19 protein-coding genes and 1 rRNA gene are annotated in these 19,091 nt (G+C 74.1%); 14 read left to right on the top strand and 6 right to left on the bottom strand.

The window, feature by feature from the left end:
* From rrf to ACIRBX_RS34650, 3 genes are all read left to right on the top strand, one after another.
* Window positions 1-92 (top strand): 5S ribosomal RNA (gene rrf / locus ACIRBX_RS34660); the annotation flags it as partial.
* A 346-nt stretch (window positions 93-438) separates the two neighbouring features.
* Window positions 439-1,728 (top strand): hypothetical protein, encoded by a 1,290-nt coding sequence (locus ACIRBX_RS34655; RefSeq protein WP_402303567.1) that lies wholly within the window; start codon window positions 439-441, stop codon window positions 1,726-1,728.
* A complete protein-coding gene (locus ACIRBX_RS34650; RefSeq protein ID WP_402303565.1) occupies window positions 1,707-2,642 on the top strand; it encodes a tetratricopeptide repeat protein in 936 nt (311 codons plus the stop codon). The genes ACIRBX_RS34655 and ACIRBX_RS34650 overlap by 22 nt, the downstream gene beginning before the upstream one ends.
* A 70-nt stretch (window positions 2,643-2,712) precedes the next feature.
* Here the strand turns inward: ACIRBX_RS34650 and ACIRBX_RS34645 are convergent, their stop codons facing one another.
* Together ACIRBX_RS34645 and ACIRBX_RS34640 are read right to left on the bottom strand one after the other, a co-directional pair.
* Window positions 2,713-2,877, bottom strand: coding sequence for a hypothetical protein (locus ACIRBX_RS34645; RefSeq protein ID WP_402303561.1), 165 nt, complete (start codon window positions 2,875-2,877; stop codon window positions 2,713-2,715).
* 104 nt (window positions 2,878-2,981) lie between these two features.
* On the bottom strand, window positions 2,982-4,334 hold the full coding sequence (locus ACIRBX_RS34640; RefSeq protein WP_402303558.1) for a DUF1015 family protein: 1,353 nt from the start codon (window positions 4,332-4,334) through the stop codon (window positions 2,982-2,984).
* Window positions 4,335-4,429: 95 nt separating this feature from the next.
* On the opposite strand from ACIRBX_RS34640, the gene ACIRBX_RS34635 reads away from it, so the two are divergent.
* A complete protein-coding gene (locus ACIRBX_RS34635; protein ID WP_402303556.1) occupies window positions 4,430-4,888 on the top strand; it encodes a tetratricopeptide repeat protein in 459 nt (152 codons plus the stop codon).
* 81 nt (window positions 4,889-4,969) lie between these two features.
* Complete coding sequence (locus ACIRBX_RS34630) at window positions 4,970-5,998, top strand: HAD-IIA family hydrolase (protein ID WP_402303554.1); 1,029 nt, start codon at window positions 4,970-4,972, stop codon at window positions 5,996-5,998.
* A 132-nt stretch (window positions 5,999-6,130) separates the two neighbouring features.
* On the opposite strand, the gene ACIRBX_RS34625 is transcribed toward ACIRBX_RS34630, so the two are convergent.
* Window positions 6,131-6,709, bottom strand: coding sequence for a dihydrofolate reductase family protein (locus ACIRBX_RS34625; RefSeq protein ID WP_402303552.1), 579 nt, complete (start codon window positions 6,707-6,709; stop codon window positions 6,131-6,133).
* 72 nt (window positions 6,710-6,781) lie between these two features.
* Between ACIRBX_RS34625 and ACIRBX_RS34620 the strand changes: the two genes are divergently transcribed.
* Window positions 6,782-7,360 carry a TetR/AcrR family transcriptional regulator gene (locus ACIRBX_RS34620; RefSeq protein WP_402303550.1) on the top strand — a complete coding sequence of 193 codons (579 nt, stop codon included), beginning with the start codon at window positions 6,782-6,784 and terminating at the stop codon, window positions 7,358-7,360.
* Between the two features lie 85 nt (window positions 7,361-7,445).
* Here ACIRBX_RS34620 and ACIRBX_RS34615 read toward each other — a convergent pair whose 3' ends face one another.
* The gene (locus ACIRBX_RS34615) at window positions 7,446-7,793 is read right to left on the bottom strand and encodes an alkyl sulfatase C-terminal domain-containing protein (protein ID WP_402303547.1); all 348 of its coding nucleotides are present in this window, start codon (window positions 7,791-7,793) and stop codon (window positions 7,446-7,448) included.
* A gap of 107 nt (window positions 7,794-7,900) precedes the next feature.
* Between ACIRBX_RS34615 and ACIRBX_RS34610 the strand changes: the two genes are divergently transcribed.
* The 4 genes from ACIRBX_RS34610 (at window position 7,901) to ACIRBX_RS34595 (ending at window position 10,713) form a co-directional block, all read left to right on the top strand.
* Window positions 7,901-8,638 (top strand): hypothetical protein, encoded by a 738-nt coding sequence (locus tag ACIRBX_RS34610; RefSeq protein WP_402303546.1) that lies wholly within the window; start codon window positions 7,901-7,903, stop codon window positions 8,636-8,638.
* The gene (locus ACIRBX_RS34605) at window positions 8,631-8,810 is read left to right on the top strand and encodes a hypothetical protein (protein ID WP_402303544.1); all 180 of its coding nucleotides are present in this window, start codon (window positions 8,631-8,633) and stop codon (window positions 8,808-8,810) included. The genes ACIRBX_RS34610 and ACIRBX_RS34605 overlap by 8 nt, the downstream gene beginning before the upstream one ends.
* Window positions 8,811-8,830: 20 nt before the next feature.
* Window positions 8,831-9,637: a TlyA family RNA methyltransferase gene (locus ACIRBX_RS34600; protein ID WP_402303564.1), complete on the top strand. Its 807-nt coding sequence runs from the start codon at window positions 8,831-8,833 to the stop codon at window positions 9,635-9,637.
* Window positions 9,638-9,810: 173 nt separating this feature from the next.
* Window positions 9,811-10,713 (top strand): NAD kinase, encoded by a 903-nt coding sequence (locus ACIRBX_RS34595; RefSeq protein WP_402303542.1) that lies wholly within the window; start codon window positions 9,811-9,813, stop codon window positions 10,711-10,713.
* 239 nt (window positions 10,714-10,952) lie between these two features.
* On the opposite strand, the gene ACIRBX_RS34590 is transcribed toward ACIRBX_RS34595, so the two are convergent.
* Window positions 10,953-12,497: a PLP-dependent aminotransferase family protein gene (locus ACIRBX_RS34590; RefSeq protein WP_402303541.1), complete on the bottom strand. Its 1,545-nt coding sequence runs from the start codon at window positions 12,495-12,497 to the stop codon at window positions 10,953-10,955.
* Between the two features lie 110 nt (window positions 12,498-12,607).
* On the opposite strand from ACIRBX_RS34590, the gene ACIRBX_RS34585 reads away from it, so the two are divergent.
* The 3 genes from ACIRBX_RS34585 to ACIRBX_RS34575 all read left to right on the top strand — a co-directional run bounded on the left by ACIRBX_RS34585 (window position 12,608) and on the right by ACIRBX_RS34575 (window position 16,396).
* Window positions 12,608-13,246 carry a YitT family protein gene (locus tag ACIRBX_RS34585; protein WP_402303539.1) on the top strand — a complete coding sequence of 213 codons (639 nt, stop codon included), beginning with the start codon at window positions 12,608-12,610 and terminating at the stop codon, window positions 13,244-13,246.
* Window positions 13,247-13,309: 63 nt separating this feature from the next.
* Window positions 13,310-15,067 carry a DNA repair protein RecN gene (gene recN, locus ACIRBX_RS34580; protein WP_402303537.1) on the top strand — a complete coding sequence of 586 codons (1,758 nt, stop codon included), beginning with the start codon at window positions 13,310-13,312 and terminating at the stop codon, window positions 15,065-15,067.
* A gap of 165 nt (window positions 15,068-15,232) precedes the next feature.
* Window positions 15,233-16,396: a glycosyltransferase family 4 protein gene (locus tag ACIRBX_RS34575; protein WP_402303534.1), complete on the top strand. Its 1,164-nt coding sequence runs from the start codon at window positions 15,233-15,235 to the stop codon at window positions 16,394-16,396.
* 340 nt (window positions 16,397-16,736) lie between these two features.
* Here the strand turns inward: ACIRBX_RS34575 and ACIRBX_RS34570 are convergent, their stop codons facing one another.
* A complete protein-coding gene (locus ACIRBX_RS34570; protein ID WP_402303532.1) occupies window positions 16,737-18,263 on the bottom strand; it encodes an MFS transporter in 1,527 nt (508 codons plus the stop codon).
* Window positions 18,264-18,351: 88 nt separating this feature from the next.
* Here ACIRBX_RS34570 and ACIRBX_RS34565 point away from each other — a divergent pair, with 88 nt between their 5' ends.
* Window positions 18,352-19,029 carry a TetR/AcrR family transcriptional regulator gene (locus ACIRBX_RS34565; protein WP_402303529.1) on the top strand — a complete coding sequence of 226 codons (678 nt, stop codon included), beginning with the start codon at window positions 18,352-18,354 and terminating at the stop codon, window positions 19,027-19,029.
* Window positions 19,030-19,091 lie beyond the last annotated feature (62 nt).

The raw sequence follows: 19,091 nt of genomic DNA, 5'->3' as shown, positions 1-19,091 counted from the left end.
CGCCCGGTTACATTCCGAACCCGGAAGCTAAGCCTCACAGCGCCGATGGTACTGCAGGGGGGACCCTGTGGGAGAGTAGGACGCCGCCGAACAATTCTTCAAAGGCCGTGGCCCCAGCGAATCGCTGGAGCCACGGCCTTTTTGTTTTTCCCGAAGGCATCAAGCCGGCTCCCGCCCGACAGCGGGGACGGTCCGGGTGCCGGACAATGGAGCTGGTGCGTGGCCACGCGGGCCGCCGCCAGACCGCACCGGACGAGAAGTCTCGTCCAGGCCGCGCGGTTGAGCTGAAGCAGCAGACAGGAGTCACCACGATGTCGAATCCTCCCCAGGACCGCCCTGACCGTCGCGACGACGGCCGAGGCTACGAGCCCCGGTCCCGTGGCGGCTGGTCGAACGACCGGGGTCCGCGCCGGGACGACCGTGGCGACCGTCCGTCCTATGGCAACCGCGATGACCGCGGTGGCCGCCCCTCCTACGGCAACCGTGACGACCGTCCGCGTCGTGACGACCGTGGTGACCGTCCCTCGTTCGGCAACCGCGATGACCGTGGCGGCCGGCCTTCCTACGGCAACCGCGACGACCGTGGTGGTCGCCCGTCCTTCGGGGACCGTGGCGACCGTCCGTCGGGTGGCGGCTTCCGCCGGGACGACCGTGGCGACCGTCCCTCCTACGGCAACCGCGACGACCGTGGCGGCCGACCCTCGTACGGGGACCGTGGCGACCGTCCGTCGTACGGCAACCGTGACGACCGTGGTGGTCGCCCGTCCTTCGGGGACCGTGGCGACCGTCCGTCCTACGGCAATCGCGATGACCGTGGTGGCCGTCCGTCGTTCAACCGTGACGACCGCCCGCGTCGTGACGACCGTGGCGACCGTCCCTCGTACGGCAACCGTGACGACCGTGGTGGCCGTCCGTCGTACGGCAACCGGGATGACCGTCCGTCGGGTGGCGGCTTCCGCCGGGACGACCGTGGCGACCGCCCCTCCTACGGCAACCGCGACGACCGTGGCGGCCGGCCTTCCTACGGTGACCGTCCGTCGTTCGGCAACCGTGATGACCGTGGTGGTCGCCCGTCCTTCGGGGACCGTGGTGACCGTCCGTCCTACGGCAACCGTGACGACCGTGGTGGCCGCCCCTCGTTCAACCGTGACGACCGCCCGCGTCGTGACGACCGCGGTGACCGTCCCTCGTTCGGCAACCGCGACGACCGTGGCGGCCGGCCCTCGTACGGGGATCGTGGTGACCGTCCGTCCTACGGCAACCGTGACGACCGTGGTGGCCGTCCGTCGTTCAACCGTGACGACCGCCCGCGTCGTGACGACCGTGGTGACCGTCCTTCGTTCGGCAACCGCGATGACCGTGGCGGTCGCCCGTCGTACGGCAACCGGGATGACCGTCCGTCGGGTGGTGGCTTCCGCCGGGACGACCGTGGCGACCGTCCCTCCTACGGCAACCGCGACGACCGCGGCGGCCGCCCCTCCTACGGGGACCGTGGTGACCGTCCTTCGTTCGGCAACCGCGATGACCGTGGTGGCCGTCCGTCGTTCAACCGTGACGACCGCCCGCGTCGTGACGACCGCGGTGGCCGCCCGTCGTACGGCAACCGCGATGACCGTGGCGGCCGGCCGTCCTACGGGGACCGGCCGCAGCGTCAGGAGCGGTCGGACTACGACGACCGCCGGGGCAACTACGAGCCCGTCAAGCGGCTGCCGATCCCGGAGGACGTGACCGGCTTCGAGCTGGACGCGGATGTCCGCCAGGACCTGAAGAGCCTGCCGAAGACCCTCGCCGACGACGTGGCGCGCAACCTGGTGATGGTGGCCCGGACGCTCGACACCGACCCGGAGGAGGGCTACCAGTACTCGCGCGTGGCGCTTCGCCTCGCCTCCCGCGTGGCGTCGGTCCGTGAGGCGGCTGGCTTCGCCTCGTACATGACGCAGCGTTACTCCGAGGCGCTGACCGAGTTCCGTGCCGCGCGTCGGATGACCGGTCGGGTGGACCTGTGGCCGGTGATGGCGGACTGCGAGCGTGGTCTGGGTCGTCCGGAGCGGGCGCTGGCGATGGCCGGTGAGCCCGAGGTGAAGCAGCTGGACAAGGCCGGCCAGGTCGAGATGCGTCTGGTCGCGGCGGGTGCCCGCGGCGACATGGGGCAGTTCGACGCGGCCGTGGTGACCCTGCAGAGCCCGGAGCTGGCCTCCAACGCGGTGCACCCGTGGACCGCCCGCCTGCGGTACGCCTACGCCGACGCGCTGATCGCGGCCGGCCGGGCCGACGAGGCGCGCGAGTGGTTCGCCAAGGCGGCCGAGGCGGACACCGACGGGGCGACCAACGCCTCGGAGCGGCTGGCCGAGATCGACGGCCTGGAGTTCACCGACGCGCTCGACGACGAGCTCGCGGGCGAGGGTGACGTCGAGGAGTCGGCCGACGCCGAGGCCGACCGCGACGCCGGCACCGAGGCGGAGGACGAGGCTGACGAGGCCGTCGCCGAGGAGCGTCCCCGCCGCAAGATCTCCGTGGACGACACCGGCGAGGACCGGGTGATCTACGAGGACGAGGAAGACGTCGAGGAGTACTACGACGAGGACGACCTCGAGCTCGAAGAGGCCGACGACGAGATCCGGGGCAACGGCGACCGTCGCTAGGAGTTGACCGAACGTCAGCGGGCCCCGACCACCGTGAGGTGGTCGGGGCCCGCTGACGTTCGGGGCCCGCTCAGCCGGTGATCGCGATCCAGGCACCGAGGGAGGTGATGCCCAGGTAGCCCATGAACTGCACGACCCAACCGAGCCACTTGTTGACCGACTCCTCCAGGAAGCGACCGAGCAGCACCACCAGCGGCGCCACGAAGACGATCAGTACGAGGCCGACCAGGAACATGCTTCCCCCAGGAGTCCGATGCGGCCGGATCGAATGATCGTCGCCGCTCGGTGCCGCACCCTAGTGGACGATGATCTTCCCCCACCACGGGTTTGTCGGGGTGCTCAGCCCAGTTCGAGGCTGCGGACCACCAGGCCGGTGGCCGGCTTGGGGCCGAACGAGGTCGACTTGCGGGGCATGGTGACGCCCTGTTCGGCGAGCCGGCGGACCACGCTCTCGTCGACCGGGTGGAGCAGGACGGCGGTTCCGCCGGTACGGGCGGCCTCGCGTTCGGCGGCGGCCGAGGCGTGCAGGTAGCCGATGTCGTCGGGGCCGTCCGGCACCTGCCAGGTGTGGTCCAGCAGGACCGAGTGCAGGACGGTGGCGTCCAGGTGGCGCCACTCCTCGGGCCGGTCCGGGCGGACGTGGGCGTCGAGGAGAGCCGGGTCGGGGTCGGTGAGCAGTTGGAAGGTGCCGTGGCCGTCGGTGAGCAGGAAGGCGTTGCCGCCGTGCCGCTTGGCCTCGCCGAGGGCGGCCAGGGCGTGCTCCAGCGGCCCGGGGACGTCCTTGACCTGCCACTGCTCGCCCAGGGCGGACAGCGCCCGGTCGAGCGGGAGGCGGTAGAGCACCCGGTGGATGGCGCGCACCCGGAGCGGGTAGCGGGCGGTGTCGACCAGCAGGACCATGCCCCGGTCCCAGGGGCTGCGGGGCAGGTGCCTGTTCTCGCGCTGGAGGCGCAGGTACATCTCCCAGCGGTGGTGGCCGTCCGCGATCAGGGCCCGGCAGGTGGCCAGGTCCCGGGTGACGGTGGCCAGTTCCGCCGGGTCGGTGACGGCCCAGAGCCGGTGGTGGGTGCCGTCGGTGGTGGTCGTGGTGAGCAGCGGCTCGCCGAGCACGGTGCGCTCGATCACGCCGGACGCGCCGCCGTTGCCCCGGTAGGTGAGCAGCAGCGGTTCGAGGTTGGCCTTGGTGGTGCGCATCAGGCCGACCCGGTCGGCGACCGGACGGGGCATCACGTCCTCGTGCGGGAGGACGATGCCGGCCTCCTTGCCGCTGACCGCGAGGGAGCCGATCAGGCCGCGCTGGAGGATGCCGCCGGCGGTCTGCTCGTAGACGTAGAGGGCGGCCTCGGGGTCGGGGGCGAGCACGCCCTCGCGCTGCCACTCGGCGAGCAGCCGGGCGGCGTGCCGGTAGCGGGTGTCGCGGTCGGGGCGGTCGCCGCTGTCCTCGGGCTCGGGGCGGGGGAGGATCAGCCGGACGATGTTGTGGGGGTCGGAGGTCTCGAGGTCGAGCCGCCGGTTGGGGTCCACCACGTCGTAGGGCGGCGAGGTGACGGCGGCCAGGTTACCGACCCGGTCGGGGCGGTAGCGGAGGGCGCGGAACGGGGACAGGGAGAGCCCCGCCGTGGCGACCTGGCCGGGGTCTCCGGGGCCGCCCGTCGGGACACCTGCTCCACTGGGTGCACTGGGTGTCGTCATCCTGGGCATGGTAACCGGGTATGAGCTGTTGAGTGATCACAGTGCTTGGAGGCTGTGTCAGATTCCGCGCGGTGGCCGGAGGGAACGGGGACGGTATGAGCAACGGTGACGGGGTGCCCGAGGGCGAGGTCTACGACTGGTACCGGCGTGGGGCGGAGCTGCTGGACCAGGGCCATCCGGCGGCGGCCGTGCAGCTGCTGCTGCGGGCGGCGGACGCCGAGCCGGGGTCGCGCAGCATCCTGGAGGCGCTGGCCCGGGCGCAGTACGGGGCCGGGCTGTACCGGGATGCGCTGGACAACTTCAAGACGGTGGCGCAGGCCGATCCGTCCGACGACTACGCTCAGTTCGGCTGGGGCCTGACGGCGGCCCGGCTGGGTGACTTCGAGTCCTCGGCCGAGCACCTGGCGCTGGCGGTGGCGATGCGGCCGGAGGCGGAGCACTACCGGGCGGCGTTGCGGCAGACCAAGGCGACGCTGGCGGCGCGGGCCGGGGCGTACGGGCCGTTGCAGCCCGGGGCGCCGGGCTACCGGGGGCCGGGGCAGGACTCGGCCTGACGGTGCGATGCCCGACGGTGTGATGCCTGACGGTGTGACAGCGGTACGACGGACGACGGACGATCACGAGGTGGCAGCAGCATGACCCAGACCGCGAGCGGTACGGCCCGGACGGCACCCGGGGGCAGCGGGCTCCCGCTGGCCGAGGCGTACGACACGGCGCTGCTGGACCTCGACGGGGTGGTGTACGCGGGCCCGGACGCGATCGACCACGCGGCGGCCTCGCTGGAGGTGGCCCGGGCGGGTGGGATGCGGTTGGCGTACGTCACCAACAACGCCTCCCGTCCGCCGCGCGTGGTGGCCGAGCACCTGACCGAGTTGGGGGTGCCGGCCGAGCCCGGCGACGTGATCAACTCGGCCCAGGCGGCGGCCCGGCTGGTGGCCGGGAAGGTGCCGGCGGGGGCGAAGGTGCTGGTGATCGGCGGGGCCGGGTTGGTGGAGGCGCTGGCGGAGCACGGGCTGGTGGCGGTGCGTTCGTTGGACGAGGAGCCGCTGGCGGTGGTGCAGGGCTTCGATCCCACGGTCGGCTGGCAGCAGCTCGCGGAGGCCTCGTACGCGGTGGCCTCCGGACTGCCGTGGGTGGCCTCCAACACCGACCTGACGGTGCCGACGGCGCGCGGCATCGCGCCGGGGAACGGCTCACTGGTGGCGGTGGTCCGGACCGCGACCGGGGCGGAGCCGGAGGTGGCGGGCAAGCCGCTGCCGCCGATGCACCGGGAGACGGTGATCCGGACCGGCGCGGAGCGGCCCCTGGTGGTCGGTGACCGGCTGGACACCGACATCGAGGGGGCCTGGAACGGCGGCGTGGACAGCCTGCTGGTGTTCACCGGCGTGACCACCCCGGCGCTGCTGCTGGCGGCTCCGCCGGAGCACCGGCCGACCTACCTGGCGGCGGACCTGCGCGGGCTGCTGACGGCCCATCGGGAGGTGCTCGCGGTGGACGGCGGGTTCGAGTGCGGTGGTTGGCGGGCGTGGGTCGAGGACGGGGCGCTGCGCCTCGGCGGGAGCGGCGAGGACCGCTACGACGGGTTGCGGGCGCTGTGCGGCGCGGCCTGGTCGGCGGAGCGGCCGGTGGACGGGCGGAAGGCGCTGGCGGAGCTGGGGCTCTGACCGGGGCTTCCGACTGACGGGCCTGGCCTGGCCGTGCCTGGCCGGGTCCGGTGCGGAGGCGGAGTACTGAGGCGGAACACGGAGTGCGGGCGGAGGGCGGTGGCCGGGTGGCTGCCGCCCTCCGGCGTTCCGTCAGGTGGTGTTGCGGGACAGCCAGGTGACGGTGGTTCCGGTGTCGAATGACTTCCGGTCCGTCGGGGTGAACAGGGTGGGGGCGAAGCCGCCGGCCACCATCGGGATGCCGGAGCCGGCCAGCACGGGGTAGCTCTTGACGACCAGTTCGTCGATCTCGGGCAGCAGCGCGCCGGCTAGCAGGCCGCCGCCGCAGAGCCAGATGTCCCGGCCCTCCTGCCGCTTGAGTTGGCGTACCAGGCCGAGCGGGTCGTCCTTGACGACGGTGACGGCCGGGTCGGTGTCGGCGGGCAGGGTGCTGGAGACGACGTAGGTGCGCAGGTGCGCGTACGGGTCGGTGAGGCCGGCGTCCAGGGCGGGGCGGTAGGTGCCGAGGCCCATCAGGACGGTGTCGAAGCGGGCGGCGGGGGTCTCGGTGAGGCCGAGGGCGGCGCGCATGGGAGTGGGGACGGTCTCGGGGAGGTGGCCGTTCATCCAGGCGCTGTAGGAGTCGTTCAGCGGGAAGAAGTCGTACTCGCCGCCGGGCCCGGCGATGTAGCCGTCGATGGTGACGCCGACGTAGTAGACGAGCTTGCGCAAACCTTTACCACTTTCTCTGGAGTACTCTGAGCGGAGTGGTCAGACCGTAGTACTACGGATGGAGTGGTGTCAATGGCGCGCAGGAACGAGGGGCGGCGGGCTGCCCTGGTCGACGCGGCGATCGAGGTGCTGGCGGCCGAGGGGGCGCGCGGACTCACCTTCCGCGCCGTGGATGTGGCGGCTGCCGTTCCGCCGGGGACGGCCTCCAACTACTTCGCGAACCGGGACGACCTGCTCACCCAGGCCGGTGCCCGGGTCTACGAGCGACTGCAGCCCGACGAGGAGACGGTGGCGCGGCAGCGCGCGGCGAAGCCGGACCGGGAGACGTACGGGGTGCTGATGCGTGAGCTGGTGGGGCGGGTAAGCGCTTACCGCACCGGCTACCTGGCGCTGCTGGAGCTGCGCCTGGAGGCCACCCGGCGGCCCGGTCTGCGGGACGTGCTGACCGAGCGGGTGCGGGCCGACGTGGAGGCGAACCTGGCCTACCACGAGGCATCGGGGCTGCCCGGGGACGCGGAGGCGGTGAAGCTGCTCTACCTCGCGTTCAACTGGCTGATCGTCGAGCAGCTGACCCTGCCGGGTGTGTTCTCCGAGGAGGAGCGGGAGCGGCTGGTCATGGCGGCGGTGGAGCGGATCGTGCCGGCGGGGTGAGGCGGGGTCAGATCTGGCGGCGGTGCGGGTAAGCGCTTACCCGCACCGGTGGGGCCGACGGTAAGCGCTTACCGCCGGGGGTCGTTCAGAGCAGCGAGCGGAGCCGGAGCAGGTCCCGGAAGCCGGCCTCCAGCTTGACCCGGCCGGAGGCCCAGGCGGAGGCGAACTTGAGCGAGCCGCCGACCATGGCGACCAGGTCGTCGCCGGTCATGGTGAGGCGGATGTCGGCCTTGGCGGCGGGCGGCCCGGGGTGTTCGGTGAGGTCGGTGATCTCGCCGCCCCGGAGGCGGCCGGTGAAGGTGAGGTCGAGGTCGGTGAGGCGGCAGCTCAGCGAGCGGTCGAGGGCGGCGGCCTGGCGGACGTCGCCGTTCGCGCCCGCGAGGTTGCGGCTGAGCTGTTCCAGTGCCGTGCGGCACTCCTCGGTGCTGGCCATCGCTGTGGTCTCCCCTTCGGTCCGGCCGCCCACGCTATCGCAGTGCCCGGGGCCTCCCTCGGGTAGCGTCGACGACGACGGCACGGTACGGCACGGTGGAGGCGGAGATGCTGCGGGATCTGGTGCGCGGGGTGGTCGTGGTGGCCACCGAGGTCGCCGAGGAGGCGGGCAAGCAGGTGACCGGGCTGCTGGTACAGCTCCCGCCGGTCGTGAAGCGGGTGGAGACCCTGGCGGAAGAGGCCGTGACGGTCGGCCGGGCCGGGATCGACCTCGCGGTGGGGGTGACCCGGGCCGAGGCGGAGAAGGTCTTCGAGAAGGTCGGCGACCAGGTGGTCAAGGTCGGCGTGGTGCTGAGCTACCTGGAGGCCCAGCTGACCGGGCGGCAGCAGGAGCGGGACGAGCCGCGGCCCGCCCGGGAGGAGAAGCCGACGCAGCCTCAGGAGCGCCGGGCGGAGGGGCTGTTCGACCAGGGATGGGAGCAGGAGGTCCGGCAGACCGCTCCTGATGTCGAGGTCGAGGCCGAGGAGGACGCCGAGGAGGAGGTGGGGCCGGACGCCTGGTACGTGCCGGAGGCGGAGGAGGAGCCCGCCGTGGCCGAGCCGGCGAAGGAGGCCCCGGTGAGGAAGGCGGCAGCCAGGAAGGTGGCCGCCAAGAAGGCCGCGCCCGCGAAGAAGGCCGCCGCCAAGAAGGCGGCCACCGAGCAGGCCGCGCCGGTCCGGAAGGCCGCCACCAGGAAGACGGTGGTGAAGAAGACCGCGACGGCGAAGAAGGCGGCCACCAAGAAGACGGCCACCAAGAAGGCGGCCGCGAAGAAGCCCGCGCCCGGGAAGCCCACCGATGACTGACCCCGGAGTTCCCCCGGAGGAGACGTACGACCCCACCGGACTCCCGGAGGTGGACGCCGAGCTGCTCCGCCTCGCCGAGTCGGCCGGGGCGGAGACCGGTGTCCAGGTGGCGGTGTACGAAGATGTACAGCAGCGGCTGGCGGACGTGCTGGCCGCGCTCGATCGGCAGTAGGAGATGGGACCCCAGTGGCAGTGGCACGACGCCGACTCGACGCGGAGCTGGTCCGCCGCAAGCTGGCCCGTTCGCGTGAGCACGCGAGCGAGCTGATCGCGGCCGGGCGGGTCACCGTCGGCGGCACCACCGCGACCAAGCCGGCCACTCAGGTGGAGACGGCGGCGGCCGTGGTGGTGGCGAAGGACGAGAACGACCCCGACTACGTCTCGCGCGGTGGTCACAAGCTGGCCGGGGCGTTCGCCGCCTTCGTGCCGCAGGGGCTGGTGGTCGAGGGCCGCCGGGCGCTCGACGCGGGCGCGTCCACCGGCGGGTTCACCGACGTGCTGCTGCGGGCCGGGGCCGGGCACGTGCTGGCGGTGGACGTGGGCTACGGGCAGTTGGCCTGGTCGCTGCAGAGCGACGAGCGGGTGACGGTGATGGACCGCACCAACGTCCGCGAGCTGACGGTGGAGCAGATCGGCGGCGAGCCGGTCGACCTGGTGGTGGGCGACCTGTCGTTCATCTCGCTGGGGCTGGTGCTGCCCGCGCTGGCCGGCTGCTGTGCGCCGGACGCGGACCTGGTGCTGATGGTGAAGCCGCAGTTCGAGATCGGCAAGGACCGGCTCGGCAGCGGCGGGGTGGTGCGCAGCCCGCAGTTGCGCGCCGAGATGGTCCGTCAGGTGGCGGGCCACGCCTGGGCGCTGGGCCTCGGGGTCCGGGCGGTCACCGCGAGCCCGCTGCCGGGGCCGTCGGGGAACGTCGAGTACTTCCTCTGGATGCGCCGGGACGCCCCGCAGCTGGACCCGGCGGACGCGGAGCGGGCGGTGGCGGAGGGCCCGCAGTAGGCGGGCCCGGAGCGGGCAAGGCCGTGGCCGGCGGGTGGGAACCGCCCCCGGTGGGTGGGCACCCGGATAGGGTGCTCCGCAGGCGTCCGGTGCGCCGCGCGGCGCACCGGGGTCCCGGGCCCGGGGGCGGTCCGGTGGGTGTGCTCGGCAGGTGTGAGGGAGAGGGCAGCAGCATGAGCGACGAACGTACGGTCTTCCTGATCGCGCACACCGGACGGGAGACCGCGCTGCGCAGCGTCGAGGCGCTGGTGCACGGCCTGCTCAAGGCGGGCATCAAGATCCGCCTGCTGTCCGCCGAGGCGGTCGGCCTGGACCTTCCCGACGGCGTGGAGCTGGTCGGCGGCGGGCACGGCGCGGCGGACGGCTGCGAACTGATCCTGGTCGCGGGCGGCGACGGCACGCTGCTGCGCGGCGCCGAGCTGGCCCGGGAGTCCGGGCTGCCGATGCTGGGCATCAACCTGGGCCGGGTCGGCTTCCTGGCCGAGGCGGAGCGGGACGATCTCGCGGTGGTGGTCGAGCGGGTGGTCGAGGCCGACTACGAGATCGAGGACCGGATGACCCTCGACGTGGTGGTGCGGACCAACGGCGAGGTGCTGTACGAGGACTGGGCGCTGAACGAGGCCTCGATCGAGAAGGCGTCCCGGGAGCGGATGCTGGAGGTGGTGACCGAGGTGGACGGCCGCCCGGTGTCCAACTTCGGCTGTGACGGGGTGGTGCTGTCGACCCCGACCGGTTCGACGGCGTACGCGTTCTCGGGCGGCGGGCCGGTGGTCTGGCCGGAGGTGGAGGCGCTGCTGATGGTGCCGATCTCCGCGCACGCGTTGTTCGCCCGGCCGCTGGTGACCTCGCCGGATTCGGTGCTGGCGGTGGAGGTGCAGCCGAAGACGCCGAACGGGATCCTCTGGTGCGACGGGCGCCGCTCGGTCGAACTCCCGGCCGGGGCACGGGTGGAGGTGCGCCGGGGGAAGACCCCGGTACGGCTGGCCCGGCTCCACCGGGCGCCGTTCACGGACCGTTTGGTGGCCAAGTTCGCGCTGCCGGTGACGGGGTGGCGCGGGCGCGGCGGCGGCTGCTGAGACGGCCTCGGCCGGGCGCTGCGGCCCGGTGGGCAGCGCCCGGTGGTGCGGGGACCGCGCGGGTGCGGAAGGCGGCCAGACGGTCGTCCTGAACCGCCACCGGCCGGTTCCCAGGGCTGCCGTGCCCCTGCGCGCGGTTCCCCGCCCCTGAGCGCCCGCCCTTTGGAGCCGCCCGCCCTTCCGGGCCGTGCGCCCGGGGGCCTCGTGCCTCGGCGATGGCCGGGGGAGCTGACCCGGCGTCAGACTGCCAGCGGGAGGGCCGAGTCGAGGCCGGGCCAGCGGCCGGTGGCGGCCAGGCGGGCGGTGGCGGCGAGTCGGGCGACGGCCTCCTCACAGGCGGCGGCCGGGACGGTGAGCGGGATACGGATGTGGTGCTCGAAGGCGCCGTCCACGCCGAACCGGGAGCCTGCCGCGATCCGGACGCCGGTCTGCTCGCCGGCCTGGGCCAGCGCGGCGCCGGACAGGCCGTCGGTGCCGACCCAGAGGGTGAGGCCACCCGGCGGCAACTCGACCTGCCAGCGGGGGAGTTGTTCGCGCAGCGCGCCGATCAGGCCCTCCGCGCTGCTGCGCAGCCGCTGGTGCCGGTCGGCCCGGGCCTCGGCCAGGTGCTCGGTGAGCAGCTCGGCGGCGATCAGCTGGTCCATCACCGGGCTTCCGATGTCGGTGAAGGCCCGGTCGGTGGCCAGTTGCCGGATCAGGCCGGGGTGGGCGCGGACCCAGCCGATCCGCAGGCCACCCCAGAGGATCTTGCTGGCGGAGCCGACCGTGACCACCTGGGCGCCCCGGTCCAGGGCGGCCATGGGGCGGGGCAACTCGTCGGTGTTCCAACCGAGTTCGACCGGGGTCTCGTCGACCAGCACGGTGGTGCCCGAGGTGCGGGCGGCGGCCAGCAGGGCGCGGCGCTGGTCTTCGTCGATCAGGGCGCCGGTGGGGTTGTGGAAGTCGGGGATGACGTAGGCCAGCCGGGGGGCGGCGTCCCGGATCACCCGCTGCCACTCGAGGAGGTCCCACCGCCCGCCGACCGCCGCGCCGCCGCCACCGCCGCCGCCGGTGCCGGAGCCGCCGTACCCGGCGTCGCGCCGGGCGCCGTGCTGGGCGACGGGCACCAGGCGGGTGTCGGCCCGCTGGAGGGCGCGCAGGGTGTGGGCGTAGCTGGGGGCCTCGACCGCGACCCGGTCGCCCCGGGAGAGCAGGGCGTGGTGCACCAGCTGGAGGGCCGTCATGGCGCCGGTGGTGATCAGGATCTGGTCGGCGGTGGTGGGCAGGCCGCGCTCGGTGAAGCGGCGGGCGACGGCCTCCCGGAGGACCGGCACGCCGGTCGGGAAGTTGCCGTGCCCGGCGGCGTACGCAGGGAGCTGCTCGACCGCCCGGGCGGCGGCCAGGCCGAGCCAGGGCTGCGGGGCCGGCAGGGCGGCGATGCCGAGGTCCAGGGTGCGCCCGCTCTCGTCCGGCGGCACGGGGTGCAGGGCGTCGCTGGGCGGGCGGCTGCCCTCGGGCAGGGTGGTCCAGCTGCCGGAGCCCCGGCGGCTGCGCAGGTAGCCGTCGGTCCGCAGCGCCTCGTAGGCGGCGGCCACCGTGGTGCGGCTGAGCGCGAGGGCCTGGGCGAGCTCGCGCTCGGCGGGCACCCGGGTGCCGACCGCGAGCCGGCCTTCGGAGACCAGTAGCCGGACCTGTCCGGCCAGTTCGCGGTAGGCGGGGCGGTGGCCGGCCGGCTCCGGGAGGTGCGCGGTGCGCAGCTGCCGGGCCAGGGCGGTCGGGGAGACGGTGCTCTGCCACTCGGCCATTTCAGTCCACTTCCATCGGATTGGCCCTGTCGATGCTCCAGGTGGACTCCCCATGATGGCAGGGCGGCCACTCGGACCGCCAGTACCCACCCTCGAAGGAGCGCCCTGCCATGGCCACTGCCACCCAAGCGCCCAGCAGTGTCTGGACCACCGACCGGCTGGGCCGCCGGGTGCCCCAACTGCTGATCGGCCTCTGGCTGTACGGGGCGAGCCTGGCGCTGATGATGCGCGGCTCACTGGGCGTCAATCCGTGGGACGTGCTCAACCAGGGCCTGCGGCACCACCTCGGCCTCAGCATGGGCAGCTGGGTGACCATCGTCGGGGCGCTGGTGCTGCTGCTGTGGATCCCGCTGCGCCAGGTGCCCGGGGTCGGCACGGTGGGCAACGTGGTGGTGCTCGGCATCGCCATGGACGTCACCCTCGGCCTGCTGGACACCCCGGACGCCTGGGCGGCCCGGATCGCGCTGTTCGTCTCCGGCCTGTTGCTGAACGGGCTGGCCACCGGCCTCTACATCGGTGCCCGGCTCGGCGCCGGCCCCCGGGACGGGCTGATGACCGGCCTGCACCGGCTGACCGGCCGGTCGATCCGGCTGATCCGCACCTGCATCGAGGTGGCGGTGCTGGCGGTGGGTGTGGTGCTGGGCGGATCGGTCGGTGTCGGTACCGTCGCCTACGCTCTGGCGATCGGACCGCTTGCACAGTTCTTCCTGCGTCGGTGCACCGTGCCCGAGGACGCCCGGAAGGGATGAACTTGGCCCGGAACTTGCCCGCCCGGCACGGGCGCTCGTCGCGCTTCGGGGGTGGAACCTCGTATGGTCGTCACCGTGCTGGACGAGATGCGGATACGGGATCTGGGTGTCATCGACGACGCGGTGGTCGAGCTGGCGCCGGGCTTCACGGCGGTCACCGGTGAGACCGGTGCGGGCAAGACCATGGTGGTGACCAGCCTCGGGCTGCTGCTCGGCGGCCGCTCCGACCCCGCCCTGGTGCGGCGCGGGGCCGAGCGGGCGGTGGTCGAGGGGCGGCTCTCGCTGCCGGCCGGCTCGTCGGTGCTGGAGCGCGCGCTGGAGGCTGGGGCCGAACTGGACGAGGGCGAACTGCTGATCAGCCGGACGGTCTCCGCCGAGGGCCGCTCGCGGGCCCACGTCGGCGGCCGGTCGGTGCCGGTCGGACTGCTCGCCGAACTGGGCGAGGACCTGGTCGCCGTGCACGGCCAGACCGACCAGCAGCGGCTGCTCCGGCCCTCCCGCCAGCGGGCCGCCCTGGACCGCTACGCGGGTGCCGCCGTGGCCGGCCCGCAGGCCCGCTACCGCGAGACCTACCGCGAGCTGCGCTCGGTGGCCGACACCCTGGAGGAGCTGACCACCCGGGCCCGGGAGCGCGCCCAGGAGGCGGACCTGCTGCGCTTCGGCCTGGACGAGATCGCCGCCGCCGAACCGGTGGCCGGCGAGGACGTCGAACTGGCCGCCGAGGCCGAGCGGCTCGGCCATGCCGACGCGCTCAGCTCCGCCGCCACCCTGGCCCAGGCGGCCCTGACCGGCCACCCCTCCGACCCGGAGGGCGTGGACGCCGGCACCCTGCTCGGCCAGGCCCGCCGGGCGGTGGACGCCGTCCGCCACCACGACGAGCGGCTCGGCGCGCTGGCCGACCGGCTGAACGAGGTCGGCTACCTACTGGCCGACGTCGCCCAGGACCTGGCCGGCTACGCCGACGACCTGGACGCCGACCCGGTCCGGCTGGCCGCCGTCGAGGACCGCCGGGCCGTACTGGCCCAGCTGCTGCGCAAGTACGGCGGCGAGGAGAACTCGCTGGCCGAGGTGCTGGAGTGGTCCGAGACCTCGTCCGCCCGGCTGAACGAGCTGGACGGCGACGACGACCGGATCACCGAGTTGACGGAGCGTCACGCGGCACTGCGCGAGGAGCTCACCGAGCTGGCCGCCGAGCTCTCCGCCGCCCGGCAGGCGGCGGCCGGCCGGTTCGCCGAGGCGGTCTCCGCCGAGCTGGCCGAGCTGGCCATGCCGCACGCCCGGGTCACCTTCGACCTGAGCCGCACCGACGACCCGGCCGGCCTCGAACTCGACGGCCGGACCGTCGCGTTCGGCCAGCACGGGGTGGACGAGGTCGAGGTGCTGCTGGCCCCGCACCCCGGCGCCTCGCCCCGGCCGATCGCCAAGGGCGCCTCCGGCGGTGAGCTGTCCCGGGTGATGCTCGCGGTCGAGGTGGTCTTCGCCGGTGCCGACCCGGTGCCGACCTACCTCTTCGACGAGGTGGACGCGGGCGTCGGTGGCAAGGCGGCGGTGGAGATCGGCCGCCGGCTGGCCAAACTCGCCGAGTCCGCCCAGGTCGTGGTGGTCACCCACCTCCCGCAGGTGGCGGCCTTCGCCGACCGGCACCTGGTGGTGGAGAAGACCAACGACGGCACGGTGACCCGCAGCGGCGTCAAGTCGCTCACCGACGAGGAGCGGGTGCGCGAACTCTCCCGGATGCTGGCCGGTCTGGAGGACTCCGAACTCGGCCGGGCGCACGCGGAGGAGCTGCTCGCCGCCGCCCGCGGGCCCCGACAGGGCTGATCCGGACGACCGGCCGGGGCGGTGGCTGGAGTTTCCGCCAAGCCCCCGGCCGGTCCCGGCCCGCCGACACGGAGGCCCGCCGACTGTCCAAAGGGGCGCCTTACCTGGCATGGTGGCCGCTGGACAGAGACTGACCGGGCCGTGATCGAGTCGGAGCGAGACGACGTGGACCATTCCGCCACCCGTGCCACCAGGGGAAGCGAGACGGGGCAGCTGCACGTGGTGCTGGTGCTCTCGGCCGGCAGCGGGGGCATCGGCGCCCATGTCCGCTCACTGGCCCAGGGTCTGGTCGAGCACGGCGTGGTGGTCACGGTCTGCGCCCCCGGCGGCACCGACGCGCTGTTCGGCTTCGCCCGCACCGGCGCGCGCTTCCACCCGGTGGACATCACCCCGACCTCCGGCGCGCGCAGCGATGCGACCGCCATCGGCGAGCTCCGGCGCGCCTTCACCGGCGCGGACATCGTGCACGCGCACGGCCTGCGCGCCGGTCTGCTCTCCGACCTGGCGCTGCGCACCGCCGGCCGCTTCCCCGGCCTGCGCCCGGAGACCCCGCTGGTGGTCACCTCGCACCACGCCATGCTCGCCACCGGCCTGGACCGTCGGCTCCAGCGCCTGATGGAGCGTCGGGTGGCCCGCTCGGCCGACCTGGTGCTCGGCGCCTCCTCCGACCTGGTCGCCCGGGCCCGGGAGTTGGGCGCCACCGACGCCCGGCTCGGCCCGGTCGCCGCCCCGCCGATGCCGGCCGGCGGCCTCGGCCGGGAGGCGGCCCGGGCCGCCCTGCTCGGCGGCGGTCCGGACCGTCCGCTGGTGCTGGCGGTCGGGCGGCTGGTCCACCAGAAGTCGTTCGGGCTGCTGCTGGACGCGGTGGCGCTGCCGGACTTCGGTGCGGCCGACCCGCTGGTGCTGATCGCCGGGGACGGCCCGGAGCGGGAGCAGCTGGCCGGGCGGATCGCCGCCGAGAAGCTGCCGGTCGAGCTGCTCGGCCACCGCACCGACGTCCCCGACCTGCTGGCCGCCGCCGACCTGGTGGTGGTCAGCAGCCGCTGGGAGGCCCGCTCGCTGGTGGTCCAGGAGGCCGTCCGGGCCGGTGCCCCGGTGGTCGCCACGGCGGTCGGCGGCATCCCCGAACTGATCGGCGAGGCCGCCGCGTTGGTCCCCTACGGCGACCCCACCGCCCTGGCCGCCGCCGTCGGCGGCCTGCTCGCCGACCCGGCCCGCCGCACGGCCCTCGCCGAGGCCGCCCACCAGCAGGCCGCCACCTGGCCGGGGGAGTCCGACACGGTGGCCCAGGTGCTCAGCACCTACGACGAACTGGTCCAGCGCACCTGACCGGCCCGGACGGTGATCGACCGTCAGGGACGCGGCGAGCTGCGCGCAGCGGGGGAGTCGATCGGTCTGCCGGGTGCGGTGGGCCGCTGGCAGGTGAGCCGCCGTATCCGGCACGAGGCCGGTTCCTTCCGCCGCGCGCCGTTCCCCGCGCCCCTGACGGCTGGGCACCATCGCCGTCGATCACCGGGGGAGCTGCGCGCAGTGGGGGAGTCGATCGGTCTGCCGGGTGCGGTGGGCCGCTCGCACATGGGCCGCCGTACCCGGAGCCGAGGTCCGTTCCTGCCGCTGCGCGCGGTTCCCCGCGCCCTTGGCCCCGGGCCGACCCGGGCGCGCGGCCCGGTCAGACCAGCGCCTCGTCCGAGGCCGGAGCCGGGGCCGGGGTGGCGGGACGGTTCAGCAGGTAGGCGGCCAGGGCGCCCGCCAGGGCGATGCCGGCGCAGGTCCAGGTGCCGGCGTGCATGGCGGTGGTGAAGGCCTGGTCGGCGGCTTCGACGAGGCGGGCGGCCGGGCCGGTCGGGAGGTGGGCGGCGACGGCGTGGGCCGACGGCAGGTCGGCGTCGGCGGGGGCCGGGACGCCCGGCAGGGCGGTGCGCAGGCGGTCGCGGTAGCCGGCCGAGACCACGGTGCCGACCACGGCGATGCCGAGCACGCCGCCGAGTTCGCGGGCCACCCCGTTGAAGGCGCTGACCATCGGGGCCTTCTCGCGGGGGATCGCGGTCATCGCGGTGGCGCTGGCCGGGGCCATCACCAGGCCCATCCCGGCGCCGACCACGGCCATGGCCACGCAGAGCCGGGCGTACGGGGTGTCCACCTCGGTCAGCGAGAGGCCCGCCAGGCCGAGGGCCATCAGCGTGAGCCCGCCGGTGACCGCGTTCCGGGTGCCGAAGCGCGCGGTGGTGACGGCGCTGGTGGCCGAGGTGGCGGCCATCGCCAGGGCGAACGGCAGCGCGCCCAGGCCGGCCTTGAACGGGCTGTAGCCGTGCACCAGTTGGAGGTACTGGGTGTAGACGAAGAGCAGGCCGAACAGGGCGAAGAAGGTGACCGCGAGCACCGCCCCGGCCAGGCTGACCGAGCGGATCGCGAACATCCGCAGGTCGATCATCGGCTGAGGGGTGGTCAGCTCCCATCGGACGAAGATGCCGAGCAGCACCACGGCCGCGGCGGCCTCGGCCAGGGAGGTGGTGGAGAGCCAGCCCCGCTCCGGCCCCTGGATGATCATGTCGACCAGGGCGGCCAGGCCGAGCGCCGAGAGCAGCAGACCGGGCACGTCCAGGCGGCCGGTGCGGCGGCCCGGCAGTGCGGGGATCAGCAGCAGGGCGGCGGCCAGCGCGGCCCCGACCAGCGGGACGTTGATCCAGAAGACGCTGCTCCAGGAGTAGTGCTCCAGCAGCAGGCCGCCCGCGATCGGGCCGATCACGATGCCGAGCCCGGCGGTGGCGGACCAGACGGCGATCGCCTTGGGCCGCTCCCGTTCGTCGAAGAGCGTCACGATCACCGACAGGGTGGCGGGCATCACGAAGGCCGCCGCCAGCCCCATCACCGCGCGCAGGGCGATCAGCTGGGCCGCCGAGTCGGAGAGCGCGGCCACCGCCGAGGCGAGCGCGAAGACCGCGAGGCCGACGGTCAGGGAGCGCCGCTGGCCGATCCGGGTGCCGAGGCCGCCGGCGGTGATCAGCATCGCGGCGAAGACCAGGGTGTAGGAGTTGTTGATCCACTGCAGGTCGGCGGTGGAGGCGTGCAGGGCGTCGGCCAGGGCCGGCAGCGCGGTGTTGAGCACCGTGTTGTCGATGGTCACCACCACCAGCGAGGAGCAGAGCGCGGCAAGCGCTCGCCAGCGACGCGGATCGGGCACGGCGGAGGTGGACACGGGAGTCCCCTAACTCTCGTAACCTTACGACTGTTAGCTGTCGTCGGAGAAGCTAGCGCCTTGACCTAACAGGTGTAAAGTCACGCCCATGGAGCAGCAGGAGGCACCGGCCAGGCCGAGGAACCGCCGGGGTGAGGGCACCCGGCTGCGGGAGGAGATCGTCCGGGCGGCGATCGCCCTGATCGAGCGCGAGGGCTCCAAGGAGGCGGTCACCCTGCGCGCGGTGGCCCGCGAGGTCGGCATCGCCGCACCCTCGATCTACGGGCACTTCCCGGACCGCGAGGCGGTCGTCGAGGCCGTCGTCGCCGAGGCCCTGGACCGGCTGAACCGGATGACCACGGGGGCCCGGGACAGCATCGCCGACCCGGTGGACGCGCTGCTCGCGGGCTGCGCGGCCTACGTCGAGTTCGGCACCCGGGAGCCGGCCTGCTACCGGATCATCTTCGGATCGGCCCCCCAGCGGCTCGCCACCGGAGCCTGCCGGACCCCGGCCAGCCCGGAGGGTCCGGAGGCCCTGATGGGCCTGGTCCGCAGCCTGGAGACGGTGGTCGCGGCCGGGCGCTCGGCCAGCACCGACCCGTTCGGCGACGCGGTCGCGCTCTGGACGGCGCTGCACGGACAGGTCACCCTGCGGGCCGCTCTGCCGGACTTCCCCTGGCCGCCCACCGACACGGTGGAGCAGCTGGTCCGCCGGCTGGGCCGGATCACCGACGGCCCGCTGCCCGACGCCGCAGCGGCGGAGCCCGCAGTCACTGGCGGAGCGTGAGACGGAGCCCCCGGTCCCTGGCGGAGCGTGAGACGGAGCCCCCGGTCCCTGACGGAGCGTGA

Origin of the sequence: Kitasatospora sp. NPDC096147 (assembly GCF_044763225.1) — a bacterium.
In the GTDB taxonomy this organism is placed as follows: Bacteria; Actinomycetota; Actinomycetes; order Streptomycetales; family Streptomycetaceae; genus Kitasatospora.
The sequence above is the reverse complement of the archived record's forward strand: the minus strand, read 5'-3'. Positions and strand labels throughout refer to the sequence as shown.

Coding starts and splice junctions, on each gene's coding strand:
- ACIRBX_RS34655 (WP_402303567.1), top strand. CDS start 439: ATGGCAACCGCGATGACCGCGGTGGCCGCCCCTCCTACGGCAACCGTG.
- ACIRBX_RS34645 (WP_402303561.1), bottom strand. CDS start 2,877: ATGTTCCTGGTCGGCCTCGTACTGATCGTCTTCGTGGCGCCGCTGGTG.
- ACIRBX_RS34640 (WP_402303558.1), bottom strand. CDS start 4,334: ATGACGACACCCAGTGCACCCAGTGGAGCAGGTGTCCCGACGGGCGGC.
- ACIRBX_RS34635 (WP_402303556.1), top strand. CDS start 4,430: ATGAGCAACGGTGACGGGGTGCCCGAGGGCGAGGTCTACGACTGGTAC.
- ACIRBX_RS34630 (WP_402303554.1), top strand. CDS start 4,970: ATGACCCAGACCGCGAGCGGTACGGCCCGGACGGCACCCGGGGGCAGC.
- ACIRBX_RS34620 (WP_402303550.1), top strand. CDS start 6,782: ATGGCGCGCAGGAACGAGGGGCGGCGGGCTGCCCTGGTCGACGCGGCG.
- ACIRBX_RS34615 (WP_402303547.1), bottom strand. CDS start 7,793: ATGGCCAGCACCGAGGAGTGCCGCACGGCACTGGAACAGCTCAGCCGC.
- ACIRBX_RS34610 (WP_402303546.1), top strand. CDS start 7,901: ATGCTGCGGGATCTGGTGCGCGGGGTGGTCGTGGTGGCCACCGAGGTC.
- ACIRBX_RS34605 (WP_402303544.1), top strand. CDS start 8,631: ATGACTGACCCCGGAGTTCCCCCGGAGGAGACGTACGACCCCACCGGA.
- ACIRBX_RS34595 (WP_402303542.1), top strand. CDS start 9,811: ATGAGCGACGAACGTACGGTCTTCCTGATCGCGCACACCGGACGGGAG.
- ACIRBX_RS34590 (WP_402303541.1), bottom strand. CDS start 12,497: ATGGCCGAGTGGCAGAGCACCGTCTCCCCGACCGCCCTGGCCCGGCAG.
- ACIRBX_RS34585 (WP_402303539.1), top strand. CDS start 12,608: ATGGCCACTGCCACCCAAGCGCCCAGCAGTGTCTGGACCACCGACCGG.
- recN (WP_402303537.1), top strand. CDS start 13,310: ATGGTCGTCACCGTGCTGGACGAGATGCGGATACGGGATCTGGGTGTC.
- ACIRBX_RS34565 (WP_402303529.1), top strand. CDS start 18,352: ATGGAGCAGCAGGAGGCACCGGCCAGGCCGAGGAACCGCCGGGGTGAG.